The sequence below is a fragment of the Terrimicrobium sacchariphilum genome (genome assembly GCF_001613545.1).
Classification (GTDB): Bacteria; Verrucomicrobiota; Verrucomicrobiia; order Chthoniobacterales; family Terrimicrobiaceae; genus Terrimicrobium; species Terrimicrobium sacchariphilum.
Genome location: NZ_BDCO01000002.1, coordinates 1,181,119 through 1,194,322, shown reverse-complemented (window position 1 = coordinate 1,194,322; position 13,204 = coordinate 1,181,119). Strand labels below are relative to the sequence as shown.

Sequence of the window (13,204 nt, the reverse complement as noted above, 5' to 3'; positions counted from 1 at the left end):
CCATGTTGTCGCCTCGTCGCCTCCTCCCGCTTTTCCTCCTCGCCAGCCAGAGCCTCGCCGGATGGGCATCGGCTGAGAGCACCAAGACCCTGGAGGTCGTCTTTGACCAGACGATCCAAAGCTCCGGCCTGGAGGTCGACAGGACCAGGCTCGCCCCTGATGCAGCAGGCGGATGGGCGGCCAAGCATGGCAGCGATCCCGACAAGGGCTGGCAGAGAGCCTTCCGCTTCCACGTGAGTGATCCGGATTACCTCGCCGGGAGATACCCGGTGATCGACATCGAGACGACATTCCGCACCGCGCCCTCGGTCCTTTTCAATCTGGATGCCTCCACCAGCAGCGGATTCAGCAATCTCGTCGAGGAGCGCATGCCGGGCCGCAACCCGGAGGAGTGGCACACCCGCAAGATCGAGCTCAATGACTTCGCTCCCACCGGAAAGAACGATCTCACGCTCTCGGCGGCCAATGCGCTTTCCGTCAAGGACGTCCGGATCATCGGCTACGATCTGGATAAAAACGTCAACTGGCGCCGTGTGCTGCGCGTCGGGGAAATCGTCGGTCCGCAGGAGGGAGGCGTGCTTCTCTTCACCCGCGGAGGTTCCCGGGAGTTCACCATTCCGCTGAAGAACCATGCCCGCATTCCCTGCTCCCTGAGCTACACGCTCCAGATATCGAGCTTCAGCGCGCCGGTGCAAAAAGAGGAAGGCAAGCTGAGCCTCCCGGCCGGAGGCGCCGAGAACCTGCGCTTCACCTTCGACCACGCCAAGCTTCCCCTCGGCCCCTATGAGGCCATCCTCGACATCCGACAAACGGACTCGCCGGACAAGCCGATCCTCTCACGCAAGTTTCGCCTGGGAGTGATTACCGATACGGCGCTCACCAAAGCTCGCGACGGGGAATATCTCTACGGCCTCGATCCGGCGAACAACTTTCAGCACGCCACTCATACGCCAGCGATGTTCACCTACTACCGGCTGATGGGAGTCGACATCCTGCGCAATCCCTACAACATCGACATGAAGGAAACGGTGGAGGACGCGTCGCGTGCGCTGGCAATCCTGGCCAGTCAGGATCTCCAGGCTATGATCATGGTCGATCCCCCAAAGGACAAGGACCCCGCCAAGCGCGCCACCGCGCTGGAAAAGAAGGTCGCCTTCCTCAAGAAGCTCTCGCTCAAGCATGCCGGAAAAGGCCCGGGAAAATATCATTTCTTCGAGCTCGGCAACGAACCTGACCTGCCGTTTTTCTATCCGAACTCGATCCCGGATTTCCTCGAGAGCTTCTACGCCATGTACGACGCGATCAAGGAAGGCTCGAAAGAGGCAGGCCTGCCACGAGACGCAACCGTCGTGATGAATGGCGGCCTGTCGTTCGTTCATGACATCGGTGAGAAGCGCTCGCGGGAGTTTCTGGAGCTTATCGACACCAAGCGCATCGATGCCTTTGGCTATCACGGTCATGGACCGGGCATTCAGGCCGAGCGGATGGCGTATGAACGCATCCGCGAAACGGCTCGGCAATTCGGGAAGGACCACATGCCCTTCATCGAGACCGAGTCGGGCTACATGGGCACGGATCACTCCACGCTGATGGACCAGGCGCGGACCGTGGTCGAGAAGACCGCCTTTGCCCAGTCGGTCCATGAGCCGTTCCTGATGTACTTCCGCCTCGTCATGATGGAGGGGCACGAGGGCGGCTACGGCATGACCGAGCATGTCATCGAACCGCGGCCTTCCGTTCTCAGCTATCGCACCATGGTCGAGCGCCTGCGGCATCAGCAGTTTGTCCGGCTGCTGGACTTTGCCGGGAAATCCGGAGCCGAGGGCGTGAATGGATACCTCTTTGAGGGCCGGAACGAGAAAGGTGCGCCTGATGGACGGAAGACGGTGCTGGCCTTCTGCGAACGTGCCGCGAAATACACGCTCCTCGTTCGCCTCGCGACGCCGGACTCCAAGGTGGAAGATGTGAAACTCTACGACATGTTTGGCAACACGCTGCCGGTGGAAGTCATGTCCGGCAATGTCGCCTCGTTCCCGGTCGGCCCCGACCCCGTCTATCTCGCGTGGACCTCTCCCGATGGTGCGGACGCGGTCGACGTGCTCTCACCCCTCCTCCGTGCCAACCTCGACACGCCTCTCCTCACCAGCACGACCAACCCGGTCACGCTCTCCTTCTTCAATCCGACGGCGAAGCCTCTCGACGTCCAGGTCACCGTGGCCCCGCATGCCCGCGTCGCCATCGAGGCGACTCCAAAGGACTCTGCTCTCACCCTGCCCCTGAACCAGCCGGCCACCGTCCCCGTCTCGGTCGCGCTCGGCCGATCAGAAACCCCGCTCAGCCTCCCGGTCTGGTGGAGGGTTTTCCTCGATGTCGACGGAACCACGCTCACTCCGGCACAACTCTCCAGCGTCCCTGACGAACTACTCACCAAGAGCGGAATGTCAGCGGGTGAATTTCAATGGACCCCGGATCACAGGATCAACTTTGGCAAGATCGCGGGCGGCTTCTCGGAGTGGCGACCCGGAACGGCCTTTGCCTATATTGACTCACCCACCGCCACGGAACTGCGCTGCGCTGCGAGCCCAGACTTTTGGATGACATGGTTCGTCAATGGAAAGAAGCTCTACGACACCACGACCGACCGGGTGCATGGCGGTGGAGACTTTGGCAGTCACACCTTCACTCTTCCTCTCCACGCGGGACGCAATACGATCGCCGTCACCGGATTCAGCGGGAGCGGCGGATGGGTCGTTGATTACGCCGGACCGAAGGAACTGGCGATCTTCACCTCGGGAGGAGTCGACCCGGATCGCCTGACCGTATCAATCCAGAGCGCCGGTCAGCAGATCGCCCGCACGGACATTCCCTTCCAGGTCCAGGGTCCCGTGCCCCCTCTCGGCGACATCGCGAATCCAGACCAGCCAGCCGGCTGGCTGCCGCTGGAGCCCTTCGCGCTACTCGGCAGTTCCGAACTCACAAATCTCTGGGTGAAGGAGCCGGACCAGAGCCGCTGGTACACAGGTGAGAAGGATCTCTCCGCCATCGTGTGGACGCGCCAGACCACGGAGAGCCTCCACATCTTTCTCAGTGTCATGGACGATAGAATGACAGCGGCATCCACGAGTGACCAACTGCCTCAAAACGACGCCGTGCGCCTCGTGCTGGCCGGCGCAGACGGCAAGCCCGTTCTCGATGCGACCGGAGGACTCGTCAACGGGAGCGCAGCCAGCATCGGCTCCAAAGAGGCAACCTTTGCCATTCAGCGCGAGGAATCCACCAGCATCGCCCGCATCACCTATCACATCACGATCGCCAAGTCCTCCCTGCCTTCGCAGCCGTTGCGCCTGAACCTCTCGGTTCTGGACAACGATGCCGGATACCTCAAGCAAACTCTCGATCTCGGGCAGGTCAGCCAGCCCAAGGCCGGCCCATTGCTCAACCTCCCGTAACGCGGCACGCATCGCCAATCATGCACTGGATAGACTGGCTCATCATCACCATCCCGCTCTTGATCCTGCTGGTCGTCGGGTTTTACTCGCACCGCTTCATGAAGAGCGTGGCGGATTTTCTCTCCGGCGGTCGCCTCGCGGGACGCTATCTCCTCGCCGTGGCCAAGGGCGAGCAGGGCGTCGGCGCGGTCGTCTTCGTGGCGATGTTTGAGCGTATCTCCAAGTCCGGATTCGTCCTGACGTGGTGGGAATGGCTGAGCATTCCGGTGACGCTCATCGTCGGGATCAGCGGATGGGTTGTCTACCGGTTCCGCGAAACCCGCGCGCTCACGCTGGCACAGTTTTTTGAGATTCGCTACAGCAAGCGCTTCCGCATTTTCACGGGTTTTCTCGGCTTCGCCGCAGGCCTGGCAAATTTCGGTGTCATTCCCGTGGTGGGAGCGCGGTTCCTCACCTTCTTCCTCGGCTCCCAGCGCGTGAACCATCTCGACGACGGTACCGTGGTGGCCCATCACAACCTCGGTGAGGCCGCGATCAAAACGGGCGCAGGCAATTCCCCCCGTCACTAGTGTCGCCTCGTCACTAGAGGGAACCCTCGCCCGCGCAGCTGCGGGCATGGAATCCATGCCCGCTCACGGTGAGTCCCGAGATGGACTAGACGGTAGCTGTCTGCGGGGCGCGAAACGCTGGTTTCACACCCGAAGCTTTTCGCGGAAGCTCGTCCCACCACAGGCCAGCCATTTTCTCCAGAGCCGGAAGCGGAGCCTCATCCTGGCCGAGGTGTTTCATGTAGAAGACAAAGGACATTTCGCCTTCGATCCAGACACGAAAGTTGGTCTGCCACGCGTTATTGAACAGGTGGGCATAGACTTCTCCGGTGCGCGGCATTTCGCGCCGGTTAAAGTTTCCGTGCCACAATCCGCCGAAATGCCATAGGAAAACATCCGGCGAGCTGACGAGCAGCCGCTTGCTCCCATCCTCGACCATCCAGCCGAGGCCGAAGGCGTGCGCGTCGCGATTGCCTCCCGGGAGTTGATCCGTGTCCACGCGCAGCATACGTCCGCCGACGTCGCCCGAGTAGACAGGCTTTCCAACGAGAAGGGGCAGCGCGAGCGCGAGAGTTTCCGACTGCGCCGTCGCCTCCTTGCCATGGATCATCAACTCGGTGCGCAGGATTCCGGTCTCCCCGACATTTTCGATTCGCAGGCTGATGTCGTCGATAGCTCCCGCGGGAGAACTCAGCGTCTGGCGGACGACCAGGGCGGAAGCGTCGGAGTCCGAGGAAATCACCCTGGCCGCATGGATGCCCTGATTCGGAGCAAAAGGCAGGTCATGGTGAAACCAGCTGCCGGTTTCCCGGGGAAGGAATTTCTGAATCAGGCTGCCAAAGCGGGGGAGGTCCGGCTCGGCCGAGGCATCGACCCATGTCGTACCCTCGGGGTCCGTGAGCCGCACCAGGCCGCGCTCATCGGAAGCGATCTCCCAGGACCCGACGTTTTCCTCCGGAGAAAAACTGCCTGACGCGGCGGAATGCTCCACGAGGGAGCGGGCTTCCGCCAGGGCGTCGTCGGCGTAGGCCTCCTTGTCATGCCACGAGGCGATGTACTCCTCGAAGCCCTCGTCGATGCGCCAACCCGCCTCGGCCGCCTTCACCTTGACCAACTGGGCATTGAGCCCAAAGGAGTGCTCGGCAAAGAGCGTGAGGTCTTCCTCAAGATCCGGGCTGGACGCGCCGAGATCAAAGATGCGCTGGGCGCGACGGAATTTCCCCATGGCGGTCGGCATGCTGGCCGGTCCATCGAGCCACCAGTCGCTGATCTCGCGATCGACGATGGGAAGTGATCCGTAATCGATCTCCGTCTCCAGATGGTTGAAATAGTCCTTGGGACCACCGACCTTCAGCCTGGGCCAGACAAACTCGTCCTGCCACCGGGTGATGCTCCCGAGCTCGCGAGAGGCAAAGGCCGGGCCGCAATTCTCGCCATAGGTGATGGATCGAAACAGCGCCGTGCCAGCGATGTCGGCTCCGTCGGGGTTGTTCCTCGACAATCCTCGCAAGTCCCTGGGATCGGCAGGCAGCCCGGAGGCGCCGCCATAGTCCACACAGGTCGTGGAAAGGGCGAGCACCTCGCCGCCATCCGGGCCTCTCCAGCGAAAGAGCGGAGGGAGGGGACAGCCCTTGACCAGCCAGTTGTGGCCCAGGACGGCGCGTCGCACTCCGGCCTCGGCCAGTAAATCGGGGAGCACCCAGTTGTGACCGGGCACGTCGTTCTGCTGGGCGACGCTGAGGTCGAGCATGTGCTCGGCCCCGATCTCACGGCGAAGCTCGAAGCTCCGTTGAATCGCCCGCGAGAGCAGCCGTCGCGACATGAGGTTGGTGTGAAAGGTGAAGGGCAGGACGCAGCATTGGATAAGCTCCCGATCGATGCACTCGAGGAGCGCCTTGCGCTGGGCGGCATCGCCACCCTCCCAGGCGTAGCGCAGAGCCTCGCTGCATTCGCAGGTCCAGACAAACCTCTGGCCCTCCGGCCGGTCACCAAACTCCCGGCAGATATCCACCGCATCCACGGAGGTCATCTTGCGGAGAGCCGCAATCACGCGATCGGCGCGATCGGTCCACCCCAGATCGAGGTGGGTCTGGAAGGCGACGTGAAATGTCCACTTCTTCTCCGGGACGAGCCGGGCGACGGTATCGACACGTCCCTCGTCGCGAATCTCGACCGAGACATGCATGTCGACGGCCTCGGCGAACTCCGGGAACGGAAAGGTCACGACCTGGCGTTTCCCGGCGCGAAGTACCGCAAACTCCTGCACCTCCGCCTCGGGCGTCGATGCGGTGATCTTTGCCATCCTCGGCTCGGGGCCGGAGCCCGGCAGGGAAATCTCCAGACGCAGCTCCACCGTCAACCCGACGGAGCTTTGACGGAAGGCCGGGAGGGTTTCCACCCGCAGCGTCGGCTGGGCGGAGGGAGCGAGGCCCGATCGTTCGATGATCTCCGAAAACCGGATGACCATCGGGAATTCATCGAGAAAACGCATGGCCTCGGCCTGACGCGGATGGCGGCGAAGGCGCAACCCGTGCGGATGTCCGATCCAGGTTTCCAGATGCTGAGGGCGGTCGAGATTCGTGGCCATGATCAATGAAGAGGGATGAAAGTCTCCTGAGAAGCGCCGGGGGGCAGGGAGAGGGTTTGCAGGAAGCGGGAAAGCGCCGGGAAGGCGGGATTGGTACGGATGCCGCTTTCCACGAGCTGGGAGGTGGGATTGTGGGTCCAGATCTGAAGCCCTCCGTCCCGGGGAACGACCTGTATCTCCAGGTCCTCGCACTCGGAGATGACGGGATGCCCAACGACAGCCTCCAGGTCAAAATCCGGCAGGGTCCAGTAGGCAACTCCCCGCGCGCAGCCGAGAGGCCGGCCACCGCGTTGCCGATCAAAGGCCAGCACGGACCAGTTATCCTTCAGACCGGAAACCTCCAGCAACTCGCCCACCCCGCACTCGTTCAGTTGTGGAGAGGCGACACGCTGGAACGCCACGGCGTAATCCGTCGCCGCGACCCGTACCGGATAGGCCCCAGCGTCCGCCCGGGTTCCCCGGGTGAACGTCCATCGGCCCTCTCCATCAGCCAACGCCTCGTGCAGGCGATGGAAATAGTCACCGCCTTTGGGAGTGCCGGTGATCACCAGCAGCAGGCTCGCCGACCAGGTGTATCCCTTGGCAAATCTCGCTCCTGTTTCCAACTGCCAGCCGACCTCCAGCTCGCAATGGCCGGAGACCTTCCCGGCCCGCGCTGTAAACGGAGCGCCAGCCACTTGATAGATGCCGAAGCTCCCATAAGGCTGCTCGGAGGCGGCGACATATCCCTGCCCGCCCAGCGGAAGAAGGGAAAATGCCTCAGGGTAGTCCATACTCCGCCGTTCCGATCCCGGGGCGAGAAGATGGAGGCTGGAGACAAAGCGATCGAGATCGGTCTCCAGCGCCAGGATGCGCAGGCTCAGTCCATCGCAGGAAGCGATCTCCAGGTCCCTCTTGGCGGTGACCTTGACATCCATCCGCATCACGACAGGTCCGCCCTCGGGCCTCCATCGACCGAAGCGATAGGACATCTCCGCGTCGATGAGGCGAGTCTCGCCATAGCGGGCCACGCCGGGGCTGCACTTTTCCAGATGGGGACGCGCATAGGGAATGTAGCCATCGAGAGCGGCGGTGTAATTAACGTCCTCAAAGTGATGGATGCCATCGTGGAGGACAGCCGCCTCGTGCGAGGCAAAGTCAAAGCCGAGGCGGCTCTCCAGCGGCCGCTCGATCTCGGATCCCTCGGTCGTCTGGATGACCGGGTTTAGGTGGACTCGCTCCACCCTTCCCGCCGGAGCGCCCCACTCGCCGCCCTCGGGGTGAAAGTCGACAGTCGCCACGGGCGGATAGATGTTCAACTGGTGCTGTCTCCAGCCCAGGCCAAAGAGCATCGTCGCGCTGGCCGAGCATCTCTCGCCCAGGAGCGTGAACTCGCCTCGCGGATGAGGAAAATAATGCGAGCCATAGGTATTCATTCGGTCGCCGCCCCCATGGGCCTGGAACCGGCTGCCGCGCACCCTTCTCGCGGTGGACCATGCTTCGCCGCCCTCGCCATCACGCGCGACGAGGCGGTAGGAACGACATCGCCGGTCATTGACTCGCGGAAGGGCAAAATCGACCACGGCCTGTCGCGGATGCTGCGCCGCACACACGCGATCGTCGTCCCAGATCTGGAGCTCCTCAATGGGAGCGGGACCGGAGACGCGGCAATGAAGCGTCATGACCTCATCAGGCACGAGCGACCACGCATAATACCGGCCCTCCCAGATGTCCTTGATCATTCCGGGACCTTCCATCCAGAACTGCTCGATCAACGGCCCCGAGCTGACAAAGAGCTCCTGATATTCCATGCCCTCGATCTTTGGCAGGGAGTCGCGCACCTGGCCCGGGCTGGGTGCCGCCGCGTAGGTATGAAACAAGCCCTTCCTCACAGCCAGCGCAGCGATCTGCCCCGGGGTCGTCACGTGGTAGCGGGCGATGGGAGCCTGAAACCAGTCATGTGCCTGGAGCTTCTCGTAAAGATCAAAGGCCTTTCCGATCACCTCGCCCTCTCCGGAATAGGTAATAATCTCCATTCCTTGAAAACCACCATTGTTCCAGGCCGGGATATGGGCGGCGGACGGCTGCGAGAAGACGAGAAATCCCCCGCCCTCCTCGATCATTTGGATGATGAACCGCCTGTTCTCCAGCTTGCGCGGCCAGAATCTCGGCAGGATGACGATGCCGCGATTATCAAAATCATTTCGCGCCAGAAAATCCACGCCCGGCAGCGCGGAGAAGGTCTCGCTGCTCTCCGCCTCGCATTCGGCCACCAGCCGGGGCCAGTTGGCATCGGGAAACTCTTCCTCCTTCTCGGCGAAAACGACCCAGGAAAAGCCGGCATCCTTTGCCGCACGGCAAAGCTCCGCCACCGAGTGCGAGCCCCCGCTCAGCGAGGAGCGCAGACCGACCATGCCCTTGTGCGCGGGCCATGTCATCGGCTGCTTTTCCGGAGGCACGGAGGTGAACCAGTCCATCGTCTGGTTCTCATCGATGAGAGTCAGGGAGGCAGTTGCCTGCTTCCGAGTTGACTCCTCCGCGAGCCAGACGAGGAGATTGGCGAGGAAGCGGTCGTTTTGGGCCTCGGCAAAGAAATGGCCGTCCCATCTGCGATGCATTCCATTGCCCAGAAAGAAGGTGGAGTGTGCGGAGAAAATGGCGAGTCGTCCCGCCCCCACCCTGCGCGAAGCGCAGAAGGGCGGCGATTGCCGGAACGTCGCGACCTGCTCCTGCCAGAGGACGCGGCTTTCCACCGTCGCCTCACCGCTCGCCAGGATCTCCCAGCCAGCGTCGAGCCGCAGAGGCCAGACCCCCGCCTGCCAGGCATTGGGCACAACGATCTCGTGAACGCCATCCAGCACGGGATGGCGGAAATTGAGAGCCGTCGTGCGCAGCGTGGCAATCTCGGGAGAAGTAGGCAGCTTCCCGTTATTGGCGCTGTTTTTCTCGAACAACGGCTCACATAAAACCTCGGCTTGAAAATCGGCCAGAAAGCGATTCAACGGCTCGAACAATCTCCCGTAGTGGTCGTCGACAAACACGAGCAGCCCGCCGCCCTGCTCCACGAACGCACGCAAAAGAGGCTTCGTCTCACGCTCGACCAGGCTGATGTACTCCGGGCTGTCCGTCTTGGGAAAGCCGACCAGATAGACCAGATCATGCTGGCTGAGCAGATCCGCGCTGAGCTGCTCGTAGTAAGCCTGATTCACCACCGCCCCGGCGGCCTCGAGGCGCTGTTTGTAATCGGGATCGACGGCGAAGCGGGCTTCCGCAGCCACGCCCGACGCACATACGCCGAGGATGGCTTTGCCGTTGAGGCGATCCAGCCCGGACTCATTGATGTTTAGTTCAGTCATTAACGTCCTTCTGAATTGAGTTCCAATGTACGAACCACTGTTTCGCCGGGTTTCACGGTGCAGGCGGGATCGTCGATCTTGACGATGCGGGCCAGGTCCGGATGCACGCGGAGCCTGGTGGAGACGGGTTGAGCCGTCGGGTTGTGAAGGGAGACCTTCCAGGCCTTGCCCTGGGGATCGAGGGTTCCGAGCTCGATCTTCACGGAGGGGATGTCGCACAGGATGGGCTGGCCGAGGAAGGCCCGCTCTTTTGTAGTGGCCTCCACAAACACCATGCCGCGCTCTCCAGCGGTCTCGATCTGCCGCCAGGTCCAGCCGCCATCGTTGCGACTCAGGATCCCGACGCCGGAACCCGGAGCGAAATCACGAATCTCGGCCCGCCAGGCGCACCCCGGGCGGCTCCATGTCCCCCAACCACCACGAACACCTCCGCCCAGCGACACAAGCTGGCGGAACCGAGAAATCCCATCCCCCGCCGGCTTTTTCCGATCCGCCTCCGCCTGCCAGAAATTGTCGGAGAAAACGGCAGCGCGGACGCTGTCGAGCTCGCGAGGCTGCCCGGATTGATGACGAGAGATGACGACCAGATAGGATGCCGTCACGCGATCGCCCGTCGCAGGAGGCCAGCTTTCCGCAGGCGGGAAGAGCTGGAGTGTCGCACGGTCGGCATCAGCCAATACCTCGCCATCCAGATCCTGCAGCGCCCAGATCGAGACCATTCCCATCGGCAGGTCCCCGAGCGAGAAGCCGTCGCCGGCATGAAGCTGAAATCGCTGCCCGATGGACAACCCCGACTTCTCGAGCTCCCCGGAGGCGCGCAAGATCGACTGGGTGGAGAATTTGCCTCGCGAGTCGCCCAACCTGAGAGCAAGAACCCGCGCCTCTGGTAGCGACGCCTCCCTGGCGACCGCCTCGGCAGAAACCCAGAGGATGGCGTGATCGTCCCAGCGATACCCGGTGACATCGGTCTTGCGATCGAGGAGCATGGAGCGCTCGACGCGGATCTCCTTGCGGCCGTCCACTTTGCTTTCCTGGCGTTCAGCGATCGGCGAGTCCGTCCACACGGCGGCATCGGAGCTGAAGTAGCTCATGCCTCTCCACGGCGCGAGCGACTCCCATCCGGCAGGCGTCTTCAGGTAAAAGCCCGCCCACATCCGGTCGATGGTGCCCGGAGGCGCGCCGACCTCAAATCCCAGCGGCTCCGACAGGTTCTGGTTCTCCGAGCGGAACTGCCAGTGATCTCCCCACGCGAGTTGCGGATACACCGAGGTGCCGATGACACCGTATTTGCCCTCGATGAAAATACTCCCCGGCGTATCGGGCTTCGCCTCGCGCACGGGATACCAATAGCCGTTCATGCGATCAGAACCGACGAAGGAGTTGAACCGCACCTTGGCAAACTTCAGCGCAGATGCCTGGAGAATCGTCTGTTTTTCCTGATCCAACACCCGGACGAAAAGATGGCCGGAACCTTCCGCAACAAAACTGAACGGGAAGGCTACCGTGGACGACTGGGCGGTCACCGCCCGCATGCGATTCTGGCCGAACCACAGCTCCACGACCTGCCCCTGCACGAGGTGCTCGATCTCCACGCGTCCCCGGTAGCGGCTGGAGAACGGCGGCGTCCACGTGCTTTCGCCGGAGGCCGAAAAGCTCTTCAGCACCGGACCGTCAGCAACGGCGGAGAAAGTGATCTCGTCCTGCGAGACGCGAAAATCGCCTCCCCATTTTTCCGAGTAAAGCAAGGTCGTGCCGGTCTCGGCGGCTTCCGTCAGTTCCTTCTCCGTCCGTACGCTGCGGTACCGGATGGGAGCCAGCCCCCACATCTCGCGCTGGGTACGCTGGAAGATGCCAGCCGCCGTCGGCCTGCCCTGGGTCTCGTCGGAGGAGGAGGAGTCCACCGCGATCGCATTGACCGCTCCCTGATTCGCCAGCGGGACAGGCGCGGCATCTGGATCAATCAGCGCGAAAAAGGCGCGCCAGGCGTTGTTCACGCCGATCCGGACGAAGGACTCGAAGTCGCCAACATTCCATGGCGTTTCCGGCCAGGGTTTGCGAAGATTGAAGGCCACGGCGCGGTCATGAGTCTCAGGGCTTTCCACCAGCACGCCGGGGAAAGCGAGAAAATCCGGACCCGAGGCCTCGGCGCAGGCTTTGACATAGTCCTCCCAGACATCGGCGGACGATACGGCAGCGGCATCCTCGGTGAATACAACATAGTCGAGCCCGAGCTGCCGGGCCTGCGTGCAAAGATCGGTGATCGATAGGGAGCCGCCGCTCAGCCGGGATTGCAGCCCAATCACGCCGCGCCGGGGCGAACCGGGAATCCGCTGCTCCTGGGAGATGTTTCTCTCCCTCGCCTGTTCAAAATGAAAGATGCCTGTCTGCTCCTCGCTGGTGAATCCCCCGAGCTGACTGGCAGACGAGCCCGCCAGCCAGGCGAGGAGATTTTCCAGGAGACGCAGGTCGTCGCCCTCCTTGAGGACACGGCCCTCGTCCCAGTAGGGGTGATAAGGCTTCAGGATGAAAAATGAGGAATGTCCCGACCAGTATGCCATGCGGCCGCCCCCGGCCTCCCGCACGGCCACGATGGGAGGCTCCTCGGAAAAGAGCGGATCGGATTCCACCACGCCCTCGTTCGGGACGGATTGAGCCGTCTTCTCCCCGCGTACCAGGACCCTCCAGTCGGCACCAGCCTGGAAGGTCGTAGTCAATTCATTTCCCTCCGGATAGACGAATCGCGAGACTCCATCGGTGAGCGCATCCCTGGCGATATTGCCCGTGCCAGCCACGCCCATGGCCGGATAGGCTTCAAAAGGGTGCTGGCCGCGGGGAGTTTCCTGGACGGTCTGAGGGAGCGCCTTGATGCCGTAGGGTTCCAGCCAGGCATTGATCGTTTTGTGCACCGTCCCCCGGAAGAGATCGGGAAAGATGAGCACTCCGCCGCCACGGGAGAGATAATCCCGCAGGAGAGTCTGCATACGACCCAACCTCGCATCCTTGTCGGCCTTGATGAAGGTATCGGGGGTCTGGAGGAAGATCACCGCCTGGAAACGGCCCAGCGTCTCCTCGGTGAGGGCATCCCATGAGCATTCCCCCACCACCCAGCCATCCTTCTCGAGGCTCTGCCTGATCGCGGGATCGATGTAGTGCCGGAAGGTGTGAAACTCCTCGTAGTTGTCTCCGGCGACCACGAGCAGGCTTTTCGCCGAGGCTGCGGCGCAGGCCGCCAGAAGAAGGACTCCGAACAGAAGAAGATGGAGGAAACGCATGAGGTACGCCTTG

5 protein-coding genes are annotated in these 13,204 nt (G+C 62.5%); 2 read left to right on the top strand and 3 right to left on the bottom strand.

What is annotated here, in order from left to right; all coding sequences use genetic code 11:
- Positions 1-2 precede the first annotated feature (2 nt).
- The gene (locus TSACC_RS05795) at positions 3-3,449 is read left to right on the top strand and encodes a hypothetical protein (RefSeq protein ID WP_075078446.1); all 3,447 of its coding nucleotides are present in this window, start codon (positions 3-5) and stop codon (positions 3,447-3,449) included.
- Between the two features lie 20 nt (positions 3,450-3,469).
- Complete coding sequence (locus TSACC_RS05790) at positions 3,470-4,018, top strand: sodium:solute symporter family transporter (RefSeq protein ID WP_075078445.1); 549 nt, start codon at positions 3,470-3,472, stop codon at positions 4,016-4,018.
- Positions 4,019-4,103: 85 nt separating this feature from the next.
- On the opposite strand, the gene TSACC_RS05785 is transcribed toward TSACC_RS05790, so the two are convergent.
- From TSACC_RS05785 to TSACC_RS05775, 3 genes are read right to left on the bottom strand one after another with little or no spacing between them, the layout of a single operon-like run.
- Positions 4,104-6,584, bottom strand: a complete 2,481-nt coding sequence (locus TSACC_RS05785; RefSeq protein WP_075078444.1) for a glycoside hydrolase family 38 N-terminal domain-containing protein — start codon at positions 6,582-6,584, stop codon at positions 4,104-4,106.
- A 2-nt stretch (positions 6,585-6,586) separates the two neighbouring features.
- Positions 6,587-9,919 carry a hypothetical protein gene (locus TSACC_RS05780; protein WP_075078443.1) on the bottom strand — a complete coding sequence of 1,111 codons (3,333 nt, stop codon included), beginning with the start codon at positions 9,917-9,919 and terminating at the stop codon, positions 6,587-6,589.
- Positions 9,919-13,191 carry a hypothetical protein gene (locus tag TSACC_RS05775; RefSeq protein WP_075078442.1) on the bottom strand — a complete coding sequence of 1,091 codons (3,273 nt, stop codon included), beginning with the start codon at positions 13,189-13,191 and terminating at the stop codon, positions 9,919-9,921. Before TSACC_RS05775 ends, TSACC_RS05780 begins: the two co-directional genes overlap by 1 nt.
- Positions 13,192-13,204: the final 13 nt, after the last annotated feature.